At 45.4% G+C, this 21,345-nt stretch carries 16 protein-coding genes; 12 read left to right on the forward strand and 4 right to left on the reverse strand.

Annotation, left to right across the window (positions count from 1 at the left end; genetic code table 11):
- Positions 1-25: 25 nt before the first annotated feature.
- Both MHH63_RS27595 and MHH63_RS27600 read left to right on the forward strand, forming a co-directional pair.
- Positions 26-1,303: a glycoside hydrolase family 27 protein gene (locus tag MHH63_RS27595; RefSeq protein WP_143759877.1), complete on the forward strand. Its 1,278-nt coding sequence runs from the start codon at positions 26-28 to the stop codon at positions 1,301-1,303.
- A gap of 12 nt (positions 1,304-1,315) precedes the next feature.
- A complete protein-coding gene (locus MHH63_RS27600; RefSeq protein ID WP_341172302.1) occupies positions 1,316-2,281 on the forward strand; it encodes a glycoside hydrolase family 43 protein in 966 nt (321 codons plus the stop codon).
- A gap of 81 nt (positions 2,282-2,362) precedes the next feature.
- Here the strand turns inward: MHH63_RS27600 and MHH63_RS27605 are convergent, their stop codons facing one another.
- Positions 2,363-2,890: a hypothetical protein gene (locus MHH63_RS27605; protein WP_076310665.1), complete on the reverse strand. Its 528-nt coding sequence runs from the start codon at positions 2,888-2,890 to the stop codon at positions 2,363-2,365.
- 236 nt (positions 2,891-3,126) lie between these two features.
- On the opposite strand from MHH63_RS27605, the gene MHH63_RS27610 reads away from it, so the two are divergent.
- Positions 3,127-5,802, forward strand: coding sequence for a YhgE/Pip domain-containing protein (locus MHH63_RS27610; RefSeq protein WP_341172303.1), 2,676 nt, complete (start codon positions 3,127-3,129; stop codon positions 5,800-5,802).
- Between the two features lie 82 nt (positions 5,803-5,884).
- On the opposite strand, the gene MHH63_RS27615 is transcribed toward MHH63_RS27610, so the two are convergent.
- Positions 5,885-6,859, reverse strand: a complete 975-nt coding sequence (locus tag MHH63_RS27615; protein ID WP_076280513.1) for an aldo/keto reductase family protein — start codon at positions 6,857-6,859, stop codon at positions 5,885-5,887.
- 66 nt (positions 6,860-6,925) lie between these two features.
- Here MHH63_RS27615 and MHH63_RS27620 point away from each other — a divergent pair, with 66 nt between their 5' ends.
- Positions 6,926-7,633: an SGNH/GDSL hydrolase family protein gene (locus MHH63_RS27620; RefSeq protein WP_341172304.1), complete on the forward strand. Its 708-nt coding sequence runs from the start codon at positions 6,926-6,928 to the stop codon at positions 7,631-7,633.
- 41 nt (positions 7,634-7,674) lie between these two features.
- On the opposite strand, the gene MHH63_RS27625 is transcribed toward MHH63_RS27620, so the two are convergent.
- A complete protein-coding gene (locus tag MHH63_RS27625; protein WP_076130709.1) occupies positions 7,675-8,445 on the reverse strand; it encodes a DeoR/GlpR family DNA-binding transcription regulator in 771 nt (256 codons plus the stop codon).
- 241 nt (positions 8,446-8,686) lie between these two features.
- Here MHH63_RS27625 and MHH63_RS27630 point away from each other — a divergent pair, with 241 nt between their 5' ends.
- The 4 genes from MHH63_RS27630 to fucU are packed head-to-tail and all read left to right on the forward strand — an operon-like array spanning position 8,687 to position 13,039.
- Entirely contained in the window at positions 8,687-10,453 is a 1,767-nt protein-coding gene (locus tag MHH63_RS27630; protein ID WP_076277111.1) for an L-fucose isomerase, read from the forward strand.
- A 29-nt stretch (positions 10,454-10,482) separates the two neighbouring features.
- Positions 10,483-11,928 (forward strand): rhamnulokinase, encoded by a 1,446-nt coding sequence (locus tag MHH63_RS27635; protein WP_341172305.1) that lies wholly within the window; start codon positions 10,483-10,485, stop codon positions 11,926-11,928.
- A 20-nt stretch (positions 11,929-11,948) separates the two neighbouring features.
- A complete protein-coding gene (locus MHH63_RS27640; protein WP_038569477.1) occupies positions 11,949-12,599 on the forward strand; it encodes a class II aldolase/adducin family protein in 651 nt (216 codons plus the stop codon).
- Positions 12,600-12,610: 11 nt separating this feature from the next.
- Entirely contained in the window at positions 12,611-13,039 is a 429-nt protein-coding gene (gene fucU, locus MHH63_RS27645) for an L-fucose mutarotase (RefSeq protein WP_076138304.1), read from the forward strand.
- Between the two features lie 75 nt (positions 13,040-13,114).
- On the opposite strand, the gene MHH63_RS27650 is transcribed toward fucU, so the two are convergent.
- Complete coding sequence (locus MHH63_RS27650; RefSeq protein ID WP_341172306.1) at positions 13,115-15,106, reverse strand: beta-galactosidase; 1,992 nt, start codon at positions 15,104-15,106, stop codon at positions 13,115-13,117.
- A gap of 264 nt (positions 15,107-15,370) precedes the next feature.
- Between MHH63_RS27650 and MHH63_RS27655 the strand changes: the two genes are divergently transcribed.
- The 4 genes from MHH63_RS27655 to MHH63_RS27670 are packed head-to-tail and all read left to right on the forward strand — an operon-like array spanning position 15,371 to position 21,331.
- Positions 15,371-16,342 (forward strand): ABC transporter permease, encoded by a 972-nt coding sequence (locus MHH63_RS27655; protein WP_036675672.1) that lies wholly within the window; start codon positions 15,371-15,373, stop codon positions 16,340-16,342.
- 17 nt (positions 16,343-16,359) lie between these two features.
- Positions 16,360-17,244, forward strand: coding sequence for a carbohydrate ABC transporter permease (locus tag MHH63_RS27660; protein ID WP_076130713.1), 885 nt, complete (start codon positions 16,360-16,362; stop codon positions 17,242-17,244).
- Positions 17,245-17,278: 34 nt separating this feature from the next.
- Positions 17,279-18,865, forward strand: a complete 1,587-nt coding sequence (locus MHH63_RS27665) for an extracellular solute-binding protein (protein ID WP_076220261.1) — start codon at positions 17,279-17,281, stop codon at positions 18,863-18,865.
- 51 nt (positions 18,866-18,916) lie between these two features.
- Positions 18,917-21,331 (forward strand): helix-turn-helix domain-containing protein, encoded by a 2,415-nt coding sequence (locus MHH63_RS27670; RefSeq protein ID WP_081394032.1) that lies wholly within the window; start codon positions 18,917-18,919, stop codon positions 21,329-21,331.
- Positions 21,332-21,345: the final 14 nt, after the last annotated feature.

Below are 21,345 nucleotides of genomic sequence, written 5' to 3' on the forward strand. Positions count from 1 at the left end.
AGTTTTTGAAAAGGACGTGAAAATCATCACACAAAATTTGTTAGCTGCTACGCCCCCGATGGGCTGGAATAGTTGGGATTGTTACGGAGCCAGTGTAAATGAAGAAGAAGTAAGAGGCAACGCAGAATATATGGCTACCCATTTGAAGGACTTTGGTTGGGAATATGTAGTTGTGGATATTCAGTGGTATGAGCCTGGAGCAAATTCTTCGCAGTACCGCAACTTTGTACCGCTGGTTATGGATGAGTACTCCAGACTTCAACCTGCTGAGAACCGGTTTCCTTCCGCAGCGGGAGGCAAAGGGTTTGCGCCACTCGCTGAATATGTACATGGATTGGGTTTGAAATTCGGCATACACATTATGCGCGGAATCCCGCGTCAGGCTGCTCATGCAGCCAGTGCCATTCTAGGATCTGAGCAAACCGCACGCGATGTGGCTCATCCAAATTCTATTTGTCCATGGAATACGGACATGTATGGAGTAGATGCTTCAAAAGAAGGCAGTCAGGCGTATTATGACTCGCTGTTCCAGTTGTATGCCAGTTGGGGTGTGGATTATGTGAAAGTGGATGATATTGCCGCTTCTCGCATTTATGGATATCACAAAGAAGAAGTTGCTATGATCCGTAAGGCTATTGACCGCAGCGGTCGCGAGATGGTACTCAGTCTTTCGCCTGGACCTGCTCCAGTGGAAGAGGCTGAACACTTAGCCGGACACGCTAACCTTTGGAGAATGACCGATGATTACTGGGATCATTGGCATTTGCTGCGCGGGATGTTTGAGCGCTGTGAGAAATGGGCTCCTTATGTGCAGCCGGGCCATTGGCCGGATTGTGACATGCTGCCGTTAGGTCATCTGGGCATTCGTTCTGTAGATGGCGGGGGAGACCGGTTCACGCGGTTTACTCATGACGAGCAGGTCACCATGATGACACTATGGAGTATTTTCCGCTCCCCGTTAATGTTTGGAGGAGAACTTCGGGACAATGATGATTGGACATTATCTTTATTGACCAATAAGGAAGTGCTTCATCTGCATCGTTATGGTAAAGGCGGCAGTCAGGTAGCGCTAAATGAGGCGCATGCGATCTGGACATCTGAAGATGAACAAGGTAACCACTATGTAGCTTTGTTTAATCTTAGCGATGAAGCTTTAACGCTTCAGGTGTCGTTCGAGCAACTTAAGGTTTCAATTCCTAATACTATACGTGATCTATGGCAGAGCCGCGATTTGGAAGTGGTTAACGAAGGTATTTCTCAAACTCTTCCACAGCATGGTTCTGTATTGTTAAAGTTTAAATAGAGGAGAGAGATTATGAATACGAGTGTAGAATATAAAAATCCATTGGTGGAGCAACGTGCTGATCCATGGGTATATAAACATACAGATGGTTATTACTACTTTATTGCTTCTGTTCCAGAATACGACCGGATCGAAGTACGGAGAGCAACAACAATCGAGGGATTGGCTGCTGCAGAACCGGTTGTAGCTTGGCGTAAATATGAGACGGGTCCGCTTAGTGCAAACATTTGGGCACCAGAGCTCCATTATATTGACGGGAAATGGTACATTTATTTCGCAGCGGCGCGTACTACGGAGACGAAGGATGGATTATTCGATCACCGTATGTTTGCTCTTGAGAATGAATCTGCCAATCCTTTAGAAGGAACATGGGTAGAAAAAGGCCAGGTAAAAACCGCTTGGGAATCCTTTGCATTGGATGCAACCACCTTTCAACACAAAGGAAAATTGTTTTATGTATGGGCACAGAAGGACCTGAATATTGAGGGGAATTCTAATCTGTATATTTCGGAAATGAGTAATCCATGGACGCTAACCGGTCCTCAGACCATGATTGCTACTCCTGAATATGACTGGGAGATTATTGGGTACAAGGTAAACGAAGGAGCTGCAGTGCTTAAACGTAACGGCCGTATCTTTATCAGCTTCTCGGCTAGCGCTACGGACTTCAATTACTGCATGGGACTTTTGGTTGCAGATGAGGACAGCGACCTGCTGGATGCCACTTCATGGACCAAACTGCCGGAACCGGTATTCCAGACCAATGAAGAGAATGGACAATATGGCCCGGGTCATAACAGCTTTACTGTAAATGAAAATGGGGAAGATGTACTCATCTACCACTGCCGCAATTATAAAGAAATTACCGGCGATCCGCTGTACGATCCGAACCGTCATACTCGTGCTCAAGTCTTCCATTGGAATGAAGATGGTACGCCGAATTTTGGGGTTCCCGTTAAGGATGCAGCTAAACAATAATTCGTTAAGGAAATAAAAAAAGAGGGTTACTTATAAGCCATTTACATGGCTGCTGAGTAACCCTCTTTCTTATGTTGCACCTTAAGGTATATATTGTTGAACGATAGAAGTAATTACGCCGTCCTGAATGGTGATGTGATACGGGAACTGGCTCAAGTCGATGACATCCGTTTTATTAAATTGATCCATAAATTGCTGTAAGGTTATGGACTCATTCCAGTTGATATCCAAGTCATCCATATTGCCAGTGTGATCAAAAATTTGCATCGTCACTGTGGCGTTATCCGCAATCGGATAAGTTGTCAGAGTATCAACATCATTTACAATATAATAACTGTCTGGAGCTCCGCCTATTTCTGCTGCAGCTTCTGGATCTCTTTCAGCAAAGATTCGATCGGCATCAGCACCCTGATACCAGTTTATTTCATCGGTCGTACCGGAGAGCTTGCCATGGTCGGATTCCATAGTATGAAAGTAAACTGTTTGATGCTGGGTCTTGTCACTATCTTGCGCATCTACCCGTGTTCCAACGGTACTTGCAGAAGTAATGAGGGAAAGAAACAACAGAACAACAACCGGTAACACATACGCTGACTTTTTCTTAAACATTATTAATCTCCCCCTTGAGATATGTAAGACGTTGTATAGAACTTATTACCCGCTCTGTTTTTTCTTAAACGGGTTTTATATTACTCTTTACGTGAGAAGAGCAGTTTTTGTTGCATTTTTTTAAAAGTTTTTTTAAAAAGCAATGAGAAGTCATGAGTTCCCTAAAATGAATAGTAAAAGCTTGTCTCCTCGGGCATATTAAAATATCAAAACATGCAGATTAGGGGGAGCAGCGAATGGGCGGAATACTACGGATTTATAGGAACGATTGGCGTAACTTATTCAGAGTTCCTGTGGCCGTATTGCTGGTTGCCGCTTTGGTGGTATTGCCCTCCGTGTATGATTGGGTGAACGTTGCGTCAGTATGGGATCCTTATAGCAATACTTCTGGCATTAAAATTGCTGTTACCAGCTTAGATGAAGGTACTAAGGTGCAGGAGAAGGATTTTAATATCGGCAATGAGGTCATGGAAAGTCTTCGGAGCAATAAAAACTTGGGCTGGACCTTTGTAGATGCAGAGACTGCACATAATGGTGTCAAACGCGGAGACTACTATGCCAGTATTGTTATCCCTGCTAATTTCTCCAAACGAATGACTGGAATTCTTGAAGGAACGATTGTGAAACCAGAGATCGAATATACCGTCAATGAGAAAATAAATGCGATTGCTCCTAAAATCACGGATAAGGGCGCCACTTCAATCACCACACAGATCAGTGAGAATTTCACGGAAACGATTAGTGAGACGGTATTTACTGTTTTAAGTCAAATTGATAAGGAATTTCAATCTGAATTGCCCATTATACGCAAGGTAGAAAAAGGATTGTTTAAATTAGAGGCGAGCCTGCCAGAAATTGAAACCGCAGGTAAACGTGTATTAAAAATTCAGGAAAATTGGCCGCAGATTCATGCCTCAGCAGAGCGTATTTCCACATTGGAGAATAAGCTGCCAGAGGTGGAAAAAGCGGGTGAGGCTTTAGAGAAAATTGCTGAGCATTGGCCGCAAATCGCGAGTACCTTAGATCATTTAGGGGGGCTACAGGACAAGCTGCCCAAGATTGAAGAAGCGGCACAGCTAATCGTTCAACTTGATAACCATTATGGTGAAGTTGAACAGATCATGGCTCAGGCCTCTCAAGGTCTTACGGAAGCGCATAAAATCGTTAATACTGCCTTAACAGCACTGCCTGAGGCAGAAAAGATTGCCACTGCCGGAAATGATTTTGTTCTGGAGCTTCAACAATTTTTGGAGAAGAGCAGTGCTGCATTTGAAGCTGTTCCAGCAGCTGTCAAACAGAATCTTAATCTCCTACAGCAAACGGAGAGCTCAGTGGTCAAGCTTGCTGAACAGTTAAAGGGAGAGGATAACGAGCCACAAGCTGTACGTGAGCAGTTGGAGGTACTCTCAGCACAGTTGGCTGCAGGAAGCAGCGTGATTGAACACACACTTTCTATGTTAAATGCATTGAACACATTTTCACCTGAAACAGTGTCTATTGCTGATCTTGCGGCATTGAAAGGTGTAGACAGTGTTTTGAACAGTCAGAAGTCCTTGGTAAATGCTATGGCGGCTGACCTTCAGAATAAGGATAACGCTGATTCCAGTGCAATTAACCAATTGTTCCTAAAGTCTGGTCTTGGGAAGCTGGCGATTGCGAAGCTTATCTCAGGATATGATTCGTCGACTATCCCTGCCATAAAAAATAAACTGGAGCAAATAACTTCGGCGGCAGATGTCACAGCTACCGCATTGCAGCAGGTGCCAGATCGTTTACCTGCGCTGGGTACCCTGCTGGAAGAGACAATGTCGGCGATTGAGTTCGGGCAGACAAGCTTAGCTAGTCTGCAGCAGGATTTGCCAGCTATACGCGAAGCGGTCCACACAGCAGCCAGTGGGGTTGCCGATCAGACCCAGGGCTTTGGTGCTTTCATCCGAGATACACTTCCGCTATTGGAGAGCAGCTTACCTACTGCAGGGGAAAAGATACAGCAAGCTGCGAATTTCGTGCGTCAGGATCTGCCTACTGTAGAAGAGCGGGTTCATCAGGTCTCGGAGCTGATTCGTACAGGACTCCCCCGTGCAGACAAAGGAGTGGCGCTTGCCGCAGATTTGGTGAGAAATGATCTTCCAGTACTGGAAGACTCGATTCGAAAAGCCGCCTCCACGATCCGCCAAATTAAAGAAGAGATTGATCTGGGGGAAATTGCGCAACTGCTCGGAGGAGATATTAAGAGCAAAAGTGATTTTTTGGCCAATCCGGTAGTGTTAAAAGAGAATAAGTTATATCCCATTCCGAATTACGGCTCAGCAATGACTCCTTTTTATGTCGTACTTTCCTTATGGGTCGGAGGCACACTGCTTGTCTCTCTTCTCCGCACAGGTGTGGATACGGGGGGGCTAACGTACAAAAGATATCAATTGTATTTTGGCCGCCTGCTGACCTTCCTTACGGTGGGGATTCTTCAGGGGCTGGTGGCTGTCCTGGGCAACATTTTTATTTTGCACTGTTATGTGGTGAATAAGGTGTGGTTTGTACTTTTTGGAGTGTTAATCAGCATCGTGTTCGTAACCATTGTATTTACGCTTGTCGCTGTATTTGGCAACCTGGGAAAAGGAATAGCAATCGTGTTCATGGTGCTTCAATTCTCTAGCTCCGGCGGTACATTTCCGATTAGTACGACTGGGCGTTTTTTTCAAATATTAAATCCGTATATGCCGTTTACCTATGCAATTAGTCTGATGCGGGAGGCGGTTGGGGGAATTCTGCCGGAAGTGGCGATTCGTGATGTGATTTATTTGATTATCTTCGGTGTGCTGGCACTCTTGCTGGCATTACTCCTCAAGAAACCACTGGAGCCTTTTATCCATAAGGCTTCTGAACAAGCCGAAGAGTCTAAATTGATTTCTTAAAGAAAAAGAGGATGTGCCTAAGCCATGGTGATGGCTTTTGGCACAACCTCTTTTGTGTACTATATGGCAAGTGTGCAATAGGTTATCTTGCAGGAGCAAAATCAGCTACCGGCTTAAGAATCTCCTCGATTTGCTGTAAAGTATCTGCGGAGAGTACCGTATCTACAGCTTTGGCATTTTCTGCAACTTGCTCTGGTTTACTGGCACCAATTAATGCTGAACTTACACCAGGCTGGCGTAGAATCCATGCCAATGCCAATTGCGAAAGCTTCAGGTCTAAACTGTGAGCGAGTTCATCCAGCTGTCCAACCACAGACAACACATCATCACGGAGGTAGCTGGAGATCACACCATTAACTGAATTATCCGCTGCACGGGTTCCTGCTGGAGGTTGTTGCCCCGGTTTATATTTGCCAGTCAGAATTCCTTGCGCTAGAGGAGAGAAGACCACTTGGCCCAGCCCTTCACGCTGGGATACTTCAAGGACCTCGTCTTCAATATAACGTTCGAACATATTATAGATGGGTTGATTCGAGATCAGTGGACGCAGGTTCAGTCTGCGGCTGATACCAGCTGCATTGGAGATTTGGGCTGCGCTCCATTCGCTAACAGCGGAGTAGAGAATCTTACCTTGAGCCGTCAGATCATCCAGCGCGCGTAGAGTCTCCTCTACAGGGGTCTCTGTATCAAAGCGATGACAAAAATATACATCAATATAATCGGTGCCTAAGCGGCGGAGGCTGGCTTCACATTGCTCCATAATATGCTTCCGGGACAAACCACGGTTATTAACATCGTCTCCCATGGGGAAAAAGACCTTTGTACTTAGCACATAAGATGATCTTTCATAGGAGCGTAGAGCAGCACCCATCGCTTTTTCGCCTTCACCACGGTTATATGCATTAGCCGTATCAAAGAAATTGATACCGCATTCAAAAGCTTTGCTGATACAAGCATCGGCTGCCTTTTGCTCTGCTGCTGTTCCATATGTAAGCCAACTGCCTAGTCCGATCTCACTGATTTTGAGCCCTGAATTGCCTAGTCTTCTATATTTCATTTTTCTCTTTCCTCCTTGTATTCTATATGATAACTTTACTTGTATTATAGGAGACATTCAAGTTGAATGATTAATATACTAGTAATCAAGGAGATGAAAGATTCAATGACTAATCCAGCTACTAAAAAATCAAAAGTGATCTTATTTCAGGGTGACTCCATTACGGATGGGAATCGGGGTCGTGATGAAGACCCGAATCATATTCTTGGACATAGCTATGCGTATATCATTGGGGGCAAGCTAGGGAATGAGCGGGCAGAAGAGAATCTGGTATTCTATAACCGCGGAGTGAGTGGAGATCGAATCTCCGATTTATATGCACGCTGGAATGAAGATGCAATTAGCTTGCAGCCTGACATCATTAGTATATTGATTGGGGTTAACGATATTTGGAGAATGATGAAAGGGGAACCAAGTGGAGTTACGGACCGTTTTGAACGCGCTTACCGTCACGTACTTGAAGAAACACGTGAAGTTCTGCCACATACGAAGCTGGTTTTATGTGAGCCTTTTATTTTAAATACCGGAGCTCCAGCTGAACAGTGGGCAGAATGGGAAGCGAAGATTACACATTATCAGGGAGTGGTTAAGCAGCTGTCTGAGCAATTTGATACGGTCTATGTACCTTTACAGGATGCTTTCAATGCAGCTGCGGAGAGAGCAGAAGCAGCCTACTGGCTGTGGGATGGCGTTCATCCGACGACTGCCGGGCATGATCTGATTGCTGGGGAATGGCTGGAGGTCGTCTTGGAAAGTGGTCTTTTAAACAACTAAGTTATAAAGTTATTATCTCTCTTTATCTATGCACCTGCTGATCACTCAGCGGGCGCATAGATAAGAGATACATGGTAATTATTTAAGAAATCGGTCCATTCCTCAGAAGGCTTCTGATCTGTAACGATATAATCCACTCTATCAAAGCTGAACAACTTAATGAACGCAGTCCGGTCAAATTTGGAGTGATCTACGAGCAGAACCACTTTATTTGCCTGCTGCTGCATAAGCACCTTCAGTTCACTTTCTTCTTCATTTGAATCACTTAGCCCGCCTGTCATGGACAATGCTTTACAGCTGAATATAGCTACATCCACATTATATTTTCGAATCGTCTGTGAAGCGGTATTTCCAACAAAGGAGCTGGTCTCGGGACCTAAAATGCCACCTGTGGAAATCAGCTTTTGACCGGAGTGTTGAAATTCGGATAATACCACCAGAGAGTTCGTAATAATTGTCAGATTGTTTTTCTCCTCAATAATTCTACGCAAGGCTTCAAACACCGTTGAGCTCGTATCTGTCACCAAGCTGTCTCCATCATTGATTAATTGCAGTACATTATCGGCTATGATTCGCTTCGCTTCAATATTGACCTGATGTCTGCTGATGTAGGAAGGATCTTCATTGGTATGGGCGTTGAGAATGGCCCCACCATAATTTTTTTTGGCAAGACCTTCTTTGTCCAGTTTATCTAGATCCCGCCGAATGGTCTCTTCCGAGACGTTGAATTTTTGCGCTAGCTCTGCGACATGGACCTTCTTCTGTCTGTAAAGCTCTTTAATAATTAGATCCCGTCGTTCAAATGCTTTCATTCATTCACTCACCTTTATATATAAATCGTCTGCTTTCTAGTGTACTACATTGTTGTTTAAATCTAAAAATAATTACATATTCACATAAAACCACAATATATAATAATTATATCACATAAAACCACACTTTTGTTTAGGTAATATGTTGTTTTGTGTTGACTAAAGCGCTTGCAGATTTTATGATGAAGGAGAAATAGATCTATTAACGATGACTCTAAGATGATCTTGAGGAGGAACGGCATTGATAGAAAACTATCCGAAAATTGGTATCCGCCCAACCATTGATGGCAGAAGAAGAGGCGTTCGTGAATCACTGGAAGAGCAAACGATGGGCATGGCTCAGCGGGTGGCTAAGTTTATTGAAGCGAATTTAAGGTATCCGAATGGGAGTCCTGTAGAGTGCATCATCGCCGATTCTACGATCGGTGGAGTTAAAGAAGCTGCTGCTGCGGCTCAGAAATTCTCCGGGGCTAACGTAGGGGTGTCGATCACCGTGACGCCTTGCTGGTGTTATGGCTCAGAGACAATGGATATGGATACATCCATTCCGCATGCCGTGTGGGGATTTAACGGAACGGAACGGCCGGGTGCTGTGTATCTAGCTGCTGTTCTCTCGGCGTATGCTCAAAAGGGAATTCCTGCGTTTGGTATCTATGGTGAAGATGTTCAAGAGTCTAGCAGTGAAGAGATTCCAGCGGATGTGCAGTCTAAATTGCTGCAGTTTGCTAGAGCAGGCTTAGCAGTTGCTCAAATGAAGGGGAAATCATATTTATCTATGGGTTCTGTTTCGATGGGGATTGCGGGTTCCATTGTGAATGAACAGTTTTTCCAAGAGTATCTGGGCATGCGCAATGAATATATAGATATGTCTGAATATGTCCGGCGCTTTGAAGAAGAGATTTATGATAAAGAGGAATTTAAGCGTGCGCTAGCGTGGACTAAAGAAAACTGCCAAGTTGGCGCCGATAATAATCCGCCGCATCTGCAAATCAGTGCAGAAGAGAAAGAGAAGCAGTGGGAGACCTGTGTGAAAATGACATTGATCGCCCGCGACCTGATGATCGGCAATCCGGTTCTCGCTGAGCTTGGTTTTGAGGAGGAAGCTAACGGCCACAATGCAATTGTTGGCGGTTTCCAAGGCCAGAGACAATGGACGGACCATTTCCCTAACGGCGATTTCATGGAGACGATGTTGAATTCTTCTTTTGACTGGAACGGCAAACGTGCACCTTATCTCGTAGCGACAGAGAATGACAGCTTGAATGGGGTAACGATGCTGTTCAATTATTTGCTTACGAATACAGCACAAATCTTTGCGGATGTCCGAACCTTCTGGAGTCCCGATGCTGTGAAGCGAGTGACGGGTCATCAATTGGAGGGAGAAGCAGCTCACGGAATACTACATCTGATCAACTCTGGTTCGGCAGCGCTTGATGGTACAGGTGAGCAAAGGATAGAGGGTAAGCCTGCAATCAAACCTTTTTGGGAGATTACAGACGAAGAGGCTGAGGCTTGTCTAAGCAATACACAATTCCGGCCAGCTTCTCAAGAATATTTCCGGGGAGGCGGCTTCTCTACCGATTATTTAACCCAAGGCGGAATGCCGGTTACTATGGCTCGTTTGAACCTGGTGAAGGGGCTTGGACCTGTTCTTCAGCTTGTTGAAGGTTACACTGTAGAGCTGCCTGAAGAGGTTCATCATACTTTGGATCAAAGAACAGATCCGACATGGCCGACGACCTGGTTCGCTCCTAAGCTAACTAACAGTGGTTCATTCCAATCGGTATATGATGTCATGAATAATTGGGGCGCGAATCATGGGGCGATCAGTTATGGCCATATCGGGGCGGATCTGATTACGCTGGCGTCGATTTTACGCATTCCAGTAAGTATGCATAACGTTGAGGAATCACGTATTTTCAGACCACGGGTGTGGTCGTTATTTGGGACGGAGAATCTGGAAGGAGCAGATTACAGAGCCTGTCAGAATTTCGGACCGCTATATTAAAATCTTCTTGTGGAGCAGGTGTGCTTGAAATGGGTGATACGATTAAGCTTCTGGCTATGGATCTTGGCGCCAGTTCCGGAAGAGTGATGTTGGGATTGTATGACGGTAACACCCTTCGCATAGAAGAAATTCATCGGTTTGCTAATACGCCGGTGTATGTTGGCGGGCATTTGTATTGGGATGTTTTGAAGCTCTTCCACGAAATGAAAAAAGGAATCCAGAGAGCTTATAGGGCGCATGGAAAATTGAGGTCTCTAAGCGTGGATACGTGGGGAGTCGATTACGGTTTTATTGATAAAAGAGGGATGTTGCTCTATTCCCCCCATCATTATAGGGATAGGAGAATGGGAAGTCATAGTCTAGGGTTGGAGGCGCTGCTTCCACCAAGGGAGCAATTTAGCATTACAGGTATTCAACCGAGCTTGATTAATACGGTTTATCAGCTGTTTGCTGATTTTCAGGATAATGATTCTCTGCTAGAGATCGCAGATACTATTTTAATGATGCCAGACCTGTTCCACTATTTATTCTCTGGTATCGCGGCAGCAGAAAGCACGATTTGGAGTACAAGTGGCTTAATGGACGCTGTATCTGGTGAAGTCTCCACTGAAGTATTCAGCAGGCTTAATATCCCGGTTGGTCTAGTGCCACAACGGGTTCAAGCGGGAACGGTTATTGGTTCTATCCTTCCGGTAATTCAAGAGGAGCTTAGCGTAGGTTCAATGGAGGTAATTGCGGGCGCTTCTCATGATACGGCTTCAGCAGTAGCTTCTATTCCTTATTCTCTAAAGGATGATGCAGCATTTATTAGCTGTGGTACATGGTCGTTAGTGGGCATGGAGACGCCTAGAGCTGTCATTACAGAGAAAAGCTATGAATACGGATTCACAAATGAGCAGTGTTACGGCCAATCTAATCGTTTGCTCAAAAATATAACGGGACTATGGATTTTGCAGGAGCTGCAAAGGAATTGGGCCGAAGCGGGAAAATACGTCAGCCAAGGCCAAATGGTTGAGCTAGCCGAAACCATAAATCATGCTCCAGCAATTATTGATCCGAATGATGAGCTGTTTAGTACACCCGGTGTGATGACCCAACGGATTAGAGAATATTGCGAACGAACAGGCCAGCAAGCCCCTTATACGAAAGCTGAGATTATACGCGTCATACTTGAGAGCTTAGCAGAGTCCTATCGCCATACGATTGACGAAATGGAAGAGATCACCGGCAAAAAAATCAATATCATTCATATGGTCGGTGGTGGGATTCAGAATGAACTGCTCTGTCAGCTTACCGCTAATATTACGGGGAGAAAAGTTGTAGCGGGGCCTGTGGAAGCCAGTGCAATTGGCAATATAATTATTCAACTGGCTGCCCTAGGGGAACTGGAAATCTCCGGGGGCAAGCAGGTAGTGGAAAGATCTTTTGCCTTTAAGACATATCTGCCTTCTTTGGTGAAGGTTTGTGAAAAATAGGATACGAGGAGAGAAACCCTATGGATACCTTAGAACAAAAATTACGTTTGCAGATTTGTGATATCGGGAGAAACCTGTTTAATAAAGATTTTATTGCGGCTAATGATGGGAATATTTCTGCTCGCTTATCAGAGAATGTAATTCTGACTACCCCCAGAGCGGTGAGTAAGGGATATTTAGAGCCTCATATGCTTGTAAAAGTGAATCTGCAAGGTGAAGTCCTTGAAGCAGCTGAAGGCTACAGACCCTCAACGGAAGCAAAAATGCATCTAAGAATTTATAATGAGCTGCCAGAGATGAAGGGTGTGGTCCATGCACATCCCCCGTATGCTACTGCATTTGCCATAAAAGGTGAGGCGCTCGACAAGATGATGATGCCAGAGTCGGTGATTATGATCGGAGATATTCCGTTGGCGGAATATGGAACACCATCGACGGAAGAAATTCCAGATTCACTGATGCCTTTCCTGGGCAAAAAAACTGCGGTCCTGCTCGAGAATCACGGAGCCCTTACTTGGGGAGAAGATGTTATGGAAGCATATCTGAATATGGAGCGGCTTGAGTATACCGCCAAGCTCACCTTCATTACCCGGATGATTGGCGGGGAGAGAGAATTGCCGCAGCATCGGATTGATGAGCTGGTAGCGTTGCGATCATTTTATGGGAAGTAAAGAGGTGCCTTATGTTAAAAGGAATTCCTAAGCTGCTGTCTCCGGAGCTGGTACGCATTCTGATGGAGATGGGTCATGGGGATGAGCTTGTATTGGCTGATGCGAATTATCCCGGACATTCGTTGAATCCGAGGGTACTGAGATATGATGGCATCGGTATTCCCGAACTGCTAGATGCCATCTTAGAGTTGTTACCTCTGGATCATTACGCAGAGCAACAGGTGGCTTTTATGGCAGTAGTTGCAGGAGATCCAACTGTGCCGGTTATCTGGTCCACATACGAGACAATCATCGCCAAACATGATGCTGAAGCCACGATTAAACATGAGGAACGTTTTGATTTCTATAACCGTTCTAAGCAAAGTTATGCAGTTATAGTTACTGGTGAAGAAGCGTTGTATGGGAACGTTATTCTTAAAAAAGGCGTTATTAAAAGTTAAAATAACGGAAACGAAGCCGCTAACCGCTTGGGTGACCAAGGAGTTAGCGGCTTTTTATGCTGCAAGGATAAGTATTTATAACCGGATTACTCGGTACTCATATGCACCAAGGGAGAGGGGGCCGCAGGCCACGGATTTGCCTGAGAGAACATCATGTCCGTCCCGCGGGAGTGTGAGACTTCCCCCGTGTCCATCCATATTTACAAGGGTCCAGACTTCGGCAGCCTGGTCATCGCTTCTAGGGCAGACAAGGGTTCCCTTAGTGACATCACTGCGTAGGGTAACACCAGCACGTTCTGCATAATGATCAATGAGTTTACATAACATTAGGTTGCCTTCTTCACCGGCAGGCATTGAACCCAGCATAACAATAGTGCCTTGTCCGTAAGGCTGCTCCGTCAGGAAGGACAACCCCGGCGTCACCCCCTCCGTAATCATTCCGATACTGGAAACGGACTCTGAAACGGGTTCAAAAACAGAACTCCACAAGGACAAGGGAGCAGATACCCCAAAAGCGTGTCCAATCGTGCCTGTTGATTCCAGCGGATAGGTAAACTTAGTTTTGACGCCTGCTAACCGCTCCAATTCCCCAAGTCCGGCATTCGTGTGAAGGGTATGCTCCTTCGTTCGTCCTCCGGTAAGAGGACCGACAATCCAAATCCCGCCAGCTGCTGTGAAGGCCAGGGCACTTTGCACATACTCGGGGGACAAATAATGTACGAACGGAGTGAATAACAGCTTGTATCCGGTTAAGTCTCCGCCTTCGGGCAGCAGATCCCTGTGAATGCCCATATGAAGAATTCTTTTGTAGAAATCGCCCAGCAGACTACGATAATTTAGCTTCCGATGAGGTTCAGTTGCGAGATAAGCTTTGGTTCTGTCCGAATAGGTGATCGCAACATCTGCCCGAAGGGGCCGGGTGGAGAGCATAATTTGTTCAATTTCCCGCCGTGCTTGATTGGCCTCCAGCACATTAACGTACCCTAGAGCTGGTTCTCCCCAGGCACTAAGGATCGAGCTATGTGTTTGTTCACTTCCGGAAGTATGCTGGCGCCAGAGCCAATAGCAAAATGCACCTGCACCCAGCGCATAGGCGGCAACCGCTTCTGCCTTCAGATATCCGTTCGGATGTGGCACACCAAAACTCACTAGAGATGCGGCAAACGAGGGTCCGGTCTCCATTATCCAGAAATCTTTTCCCGGCTTGAAATTTCGCCACAGATCACAGTTAAGCAGATAAGCATGCATATTTTCCTGTGAGGCATAGGTGTCGTAGGCAGCAAAGTCGAGATTTTGAAATAGCCGCTCATTATCTAGATGAAAAGCGACACTGCTGTTGTGGGTAATTGGCGCAGTGGAGTGGCGGCGGATAATATCAGCCTGTTCATCGGCGAATTCAGCGATCTTTTCCATTGAAAATAAGCGGTACATCGTCCGCAGGGATGAATTGTGGAGGAAAGGTGCGGGTCCTGGCTGTGGCACCTGATCAAAACGTTGATAAGTTTGGCTCCAGACGGCTGTTCCCCATGCCTCATTCAACCTTTCAATGGAGCTGTAGCGCTGCTGTAACCAGATATGCCATAAGTCTTTACAGGTCTCACACATACACTCCGCCACATGCGCTTTGAATTCGTTATCGAGCTGCCAGGCGGTTAACCCCGGCAGTGCTCCGGTCTCCTTGGCAATATGCTCCGTAATAATGGCTGCACGCTCACGAAAATAAGGATTGTTCGTACAGATATGCTGCCGTGCTCCATGTCCCATTACCGTTCCGCTTTCATCCACATAACAGCGCTCAGGATGTCCATGAGTAAGCCAGATGGGGGGTGTAGGTGTCGGCGTACACATTACTGTGTCAATTCCGTTTCTATGTAACCTTTCGATATATTTCACGACGGGCCCGATATCAATCTTATCTTCTTCTGGCTCCAAAGCAGACCAAATGAATTCTCCGATTCGTACGATATTAATCCCTGTTTCTTTCATTAGAAGGATGTCCTGCTCAAGCACCTCTTCACTCCATAGTTCGGGATACCAAGCAGCACCGTAGTATAGCTTTTTCTTCAATTCAGTTCCTCCTTTAAGGCAAACATTTGCTGGAAATCATCACTTGGAATGATAGGTGCTTAATGTCTTACGGACAATAGTAAACTTTTGCGCGGTTTGGACTTTTTAGATAAAATGGGATTTTTAGCTTATATAGAGCGTTCAAAAAAGTCCGATTGCTGGAAAAAATCACTAGCATCATAATAGGAGTCGCAGTAAGGGTGATTGCAGTAATCCATGGCTACAGTAATCGCGAGCTGTACATGACAAATGGAGGTGAACAGGATGAAGCACGTAACAGTTCCGGGAACTGCAGAACAACAGCCAAAGCCGCAGACCTATCGAAATATCCGGGTAAGAAGATGGAAACGTTTTAAACGTGATAAATGGTTATATATTCTGCTGCTCCCTGGAGTCCTTTATTTTCTTGTTTTCAAATATGTTCCGATGTGGGGCGTGCTGCTGGCTTTTAAGAATTACCAGCCGTTTCTTGGTTTTCAGAAAAGTGAATGGGTAGGTTTTGAGCATTTTCGTGTTTTTTTCCAGAATCCCGATTTCTTTATGCTGCTGCGCAATACGTTATTGTTATCGTTTTATAATTTGATTTTCTTTTTTCCGGCGCCGATTATTCTGGCACTGCTTCTAAACGAAATACGGCTTTCCTTCTATAAAAAGACGATACAAACGATGATTTATGTTCCGCACTTTATATCCATGGTCATTGTGGCCAGTATGAGCTATGTATTTCTAACTACGGAAGGCGGGACTGTAAATGAGTTTTTGTATACGTTTACAGGCAGGAAAATTGACTTTCTAGCTAATCCCGACTGGTTCCGTCCATTGATTATTCTCCAGACGATCTGGAAGGAGTGCGGTTGGGGGACGATTATATTCCTGGCAGCACTGGCCGGTGTAGATGTGGAGCAATACGAGGCTGCGGTAGTGGACGGTGCGAACCGGTGGCGGCAGATTTGGCATATTACGTTGCCTGCTATTCGCAGTACAATCGTTATTTTACTTATTCTTCGGATGGGAACGATTTTGGATAACGGTTTTGAACAAATTTATTTAATGATGAATGCTCTTAATCGTGAAGTAGGTGAGGTGTTCGATACCTATGTATACGCACTGGGGATTACCCAGGGAGCTTTTAGTTACAGCACGGCTGTTGGATTATTTAAATCAATAATCGGTGTGACGCTTGTGCTCGGGACGAATTGGATCGCCAAAAAATTTGGTGAATCTGGACTTTATTGAGAAGGGAGAAGCTTGCTGTGGCCAAACAATACAAGAGTACGGGTGGAACTGCATTTGATATATTCAATTATATATTTTTAGGGATTATCGGGATCGTAGCGATTCTCCCTTTCCTCTTTGTGGTTTCGGGCTCCTTCGCTACAGATGCGGAAATTACTAAACGTGCCGTATTCCTGATCCCGACCACGATTTCATTTGACGCCTACCGATTTATCTTTTCAACAGATACGATTATGCGCAGTATAGGGGTTTCTATTTATGTTACGGTAATCGGAACTGTCGTTAATTTATTCTTCACGGTAACTATGGCTTATCCGATGGCAAAACGATATCTGATGGGCCGTAATTTGGTACTCAACCTTGTTATTTTTACGATGCTGTTCGGTGGAGGAATGATTCCAACCTATCTCGTCATTCGGGAGCTGCATTTGCTGGATACGCTCAATTCTCTTATTTTACCGGGAGCAATTAGCGCCTTTAACCTGATTATTGTCAAAAACTTTTTTCAGGAGCTGCCTATAGAAATGGAAGAAGCGGCGCGTATTGATGGTTGTTCTGAGCTGGGCTTGTTGTGGAAGATAGTCCTTCCTTTATCCAAACCGGTTCTCGCTACATTTACATTGTTCTATGCTGTGGGACATTGGAACAATTTCTTCTCGGCACTGCTCTACATTACGGATCCGACAAAATGGCCTTTGCAGGTGATGCTGCGACAGATCGTAATGTTGTCCCAATCTGCGGCTGGCGATATGAGTTCTATGGATCCGAGCTTTGTGCAGCCACCGGAGCAGTCGATTAAAATGGCGGTTATTGTAGTAGGTACTCTACCAATTTTATGTGTGTACCCATTTCTGCAAAAACATTTCGCTAAAGGGGTGATGCTGGGTTCTGTTAAAGGATAGCAAACTTAACTTATTCCAATTTGGAGGTATAATAATGGAAGCTAATCGTTCGGTAAAAAAGAAGCGCTGGTTGTTACTTTTACTTGTGGCTATGATGGTTACCACTGTTGTTGCAGGTTGCTCAGGTAATGAATCTGCAGGTTCTAACAGCAAAAGTGAGGGGAGTAGTAATACTGGAGAAGAGAAAAGCGAGTCCCCGCTGGATCTGACCCTCATGCTGCCGATATTCAAAACAAATTATCCGAAGGATGGCAGTCCGGTTGCTGCTGAACTGGAGAAACAGACCAATACAAAAATCCACTTTGAGTGGGTCCCGAATGCATCTTATGCAGATAAATTTAATATTACGCTAGCTTCTGGGAAGCTGCCGACCATTATCTACGTGGGGGATGTTAAGGCTTCTAGTTTTGTGAACGCTGCCAAATCGGGTGCATTCTGGGAAGTAGGGCCTTACCTTAAGGATTATCCGAATTTAAGCCAAGCGAACCCGGTTATTCTGAAAAACTCGGCCATTGATGGGAAGAATTACGGGATCTATCGGGGGCGTGTACTCGGCCGTAACGGTATGGTTTTCCGCAAGGATTGGCTGGAGAAGGTGGGGTTGCAAACACCGCAGACGGTGGATGATTTCTACAATATGCTGAAAGCGTTCAAGGAAAAAGATCCAGACGGCAATGGTAAAGAGGATACGTATGGCATGGTGCTTGTCAAATGGAGCGGCCAGTGGGCCAGCGGTTTTGATACCATTAAGTTATGGTTTGGAACACCGAATAAATGGGGCGTGCAAGATGGCAAGCTGGTGCCTGAGCATGAATATCCAGAATATTTGGAAGCGCTTAAGTTCATGAAGAAGCTGTATGATGAGAAATTGATCAACTCCGACTTCGCTGTAATGGACAGTGCCAAATGGACAGATCCGATCGTGAACAATAAGGCAGGAGTAATCGTCGATGTGGTCGATACAGGCGCCCGGGTGGATGATAAAATTCACGCTGCGCTAGAAAAAGAAGGCAAAGACGAACCGGATAAACATTATGTAGATGTAAGCGGGGGCGTAACAGGTACGGATGGCAAGCTACACACATTGCCGACCTCTGGTTTCTCGGGCATGCTGGCTATTCCAAAATCATCTGTGAAGAGCGAAGAAGAACTGAAACGGGTACTGGCTTTTCTAGATCAAATCAATAATCCGGAATTACAAACGATGTTAGGTTTTGGTTTGGAAGGTACTCATTACACTATGGTGGATGGTTTTATTGAACGCTCCAAAGACACTGTACTTGTGGAGTCAGAAGTGGAAGGCCTAAACCAAATATTGGCTTATATTCCTGAGGATAAGTCCAAGACTGTAGCACAAACGCCGCTGCGTCTTAAACAAACTGAAGTTCAAAAGGCAAATGAAGCTTCGATCGTGGTTAATCCGGCAGAGGCCTTTATTTCCACAGTATATTCGCAAAAGGGTGCTCAACTCGACAATGTAATTAATGATGCACGCATAAAATATATTGTAGGACAAATTGATGAAGCTGAATTGAAATCAGCATTTGACGTATGGAGAAAAACAGGTGGAGATGATTTAGTAAAGGAAATGAACGAATTATACGCTAAGGCTGACCAATAGATCCTTCCTAGTGCTTTTATCCGGCTGGAAAGGATCTGAGGAGCAAAACGAATGTGGTTCGATTGCACTTCAAATTTATCTGATTCGGCTGGTGAGAGCATAGTGATGAGAAATGTGGCGAAATGGAAGCGTTATACAAAAGGCTGGTCAGGCTGTAAAGGCCGGTATTATCGTAAAAACCTGATCATTATGCTGGTGGTGTCATCCATTCCGGGGTTTATTATTGGTGCGCTTGTCTACTGGATGGCAGGGGGACGCCTGGAGAGCGAGCTGCTGCAGATGCATAACAGGCAGATTGAACAGCGGGCGGCTAATATTGATGATCAGCTGTCCAATCTGGAGCTGATGCTGGCACATTGGGCTTTTGATCCCAAGTTTGATTACAGCTTGAATGGCCTTGATTTTATTCAGGATCATGAGCGGGCTTGGGATATTACGAAGACACTCGTAGTGATGCAGGGCTCGAACACGATGACGAGTAACGTTGAACTCTATCTATCAGGAGATCATCCATTACTATTTAATCCCGAATATGGCACGATTGACTCCAGCATGGTTTCTGGTCAATATGACAAATTGATTGATACTGAACAAAGCACCTATTGGACGCAGTGGGCATTCGATCCCAATAAACCAAATGTCAAAGAATTAACGCTTATCCATCATATTCCGGGCGGAAGCTTGAAGCCCTTCGGGGCTCTATTGCTCCGCATGGATACGGAGAAAGTAGCTGCGATGCTACGAACTATGACACCTTATAATAGCGGCGAGACATTTTTGCTGCAGACGACGGGGGATTTGTACGTATCTGCTGGAGACAGTGCCGAGGATTCTCCCTTACTTACCGCATTGCATAATGAGATTGTGGAACGGGGCGCGAACCATGAGTCAAATCTTGAGTCCTCTTTTCTCTTCGACTGGGGTAAGGCTACATATGCAGTGACTTATGGTGAGTTTTCCCGACTCTCCGCAGACTGGCTCTATGTGTCCGCTTCACCGATAACCAGCATAACTTCACCTGTCGTCTTCATTTCAAGACTGATATTTTTAGTTAGCTTTAGTGCTTTGCTGCTGGCGGCGATTCTGTCTTGGTTTGCTTCCCGTAAAATCTATTCACCGATAGGACGTTTGCTGCAGACTTTGTTGCCTGACCAAGCGGCGGCTGCGAGTAGGGAGGATGAGTTCATTCTGATTGAACGGCATTGGCAGAACTTGCACGGGGAGAGCCATGCCCTGAAGTACACTCTTTCCGAGCAGCTTCCACATGTGAAGGAAAGCTTCCTGCATCAGCTGTTTCAGGGGTATTTATATTCTTATTCTGAGCAGGATCTGCAAAGCCGGATGCGGCGCTTTAAGTGGGAAGTAGAGGATTGTCATTATATTATTCTTTATATTCAGCTTACAGGCATCTCCAGCCAGGAGGGGAAATTCCGCAACGGTGATGAAAGTCTTGTATCATTCGCCGCCGTCAATATTATCGGAGAATTGTCTGCCGAGCACTTTAAGCAGGCTGATATTATCAATTTCCATGATCTCACGGCGGGATTACTTCTTATCGAACCCGTTGCGAATCCATCGCTGGAAGCGGTGCAAGCCTTTAGCGAAGAACTGACAGGAACGATTAATCGCATGTTAAAAATGAGGGTAACAGTGGCGTTTAGTGCACCGGTTGGAAGGATATCCGGTATTCCGCTAGCGTTCGAGGCTGCGAAGCAAGCCGCTAGTTATCGCCAGTTTGGTGGTGAGAACCAGATTATTAATATGGAGCTACTGGATCGTGAGGGGCAAAGTACGCCAGAACCGCAATATTCGTTCACTTTGGAGCGCGGAATGATTCAGGCCCTGCGCACAGGAGAAGCGGAAGAGGCTTACCGGCTGTTGGAGGAATTTCTGGAGGCACTGTGTGCCAATGGGGCAAAAGTGATTGATGTACAGCAGGGTATGCTTCATTTGTTAGGCAGTATTCAGCACGCCATTATGGTCTCAGGCATTCATCCAAACCAACTGTTCAAAGGGGCTAATCTGTACGCGGCACTGTCGCAAATTCATGAGCCGAAGCTTATCCTTGCCTGGTTTCAGGAAAAGGTAGTCGCACCGTATCTGACGGAGCTGAGTGAACGTTCTGATGCCGGAATCAAACGGACGATTGAGCATGCCATGATGTATATCAATGAGCATTATATGGATAATATTTCGCTGGATGGATGTGCGGATTATACAGGAATCAGCCCATTTTTACTGAGTAAATCATTCAAACGGGTCACCGGGAAAAATTTCATCGATTATCTGACCGAATTACGGCTTGATAAAGCCAAGGAGCTGCTGCGTGATACTTCGCTGCGAATTAACGATGTAGCTGAACAGGTGGGTTATCAGCATAGCTACTTTAACCGGATTTTTAAGAAACAAGAGGGAATAACTCCAAGCCGCTATAGAGAACTAAGCCATAATAATGAAGCTCTTTAAAAGTAAAGAGGACG

Source organism: Paenibacillus sp. FSL H3-0310 (assembly GCF_038002785.1).
Classification (GTDB): Bacteria; Bacillota; Bacilli; order Paenibacillales; family Paenibacillaceae; genus Paenibacillus_AQ; species Paenibacillus_AQ odorifer.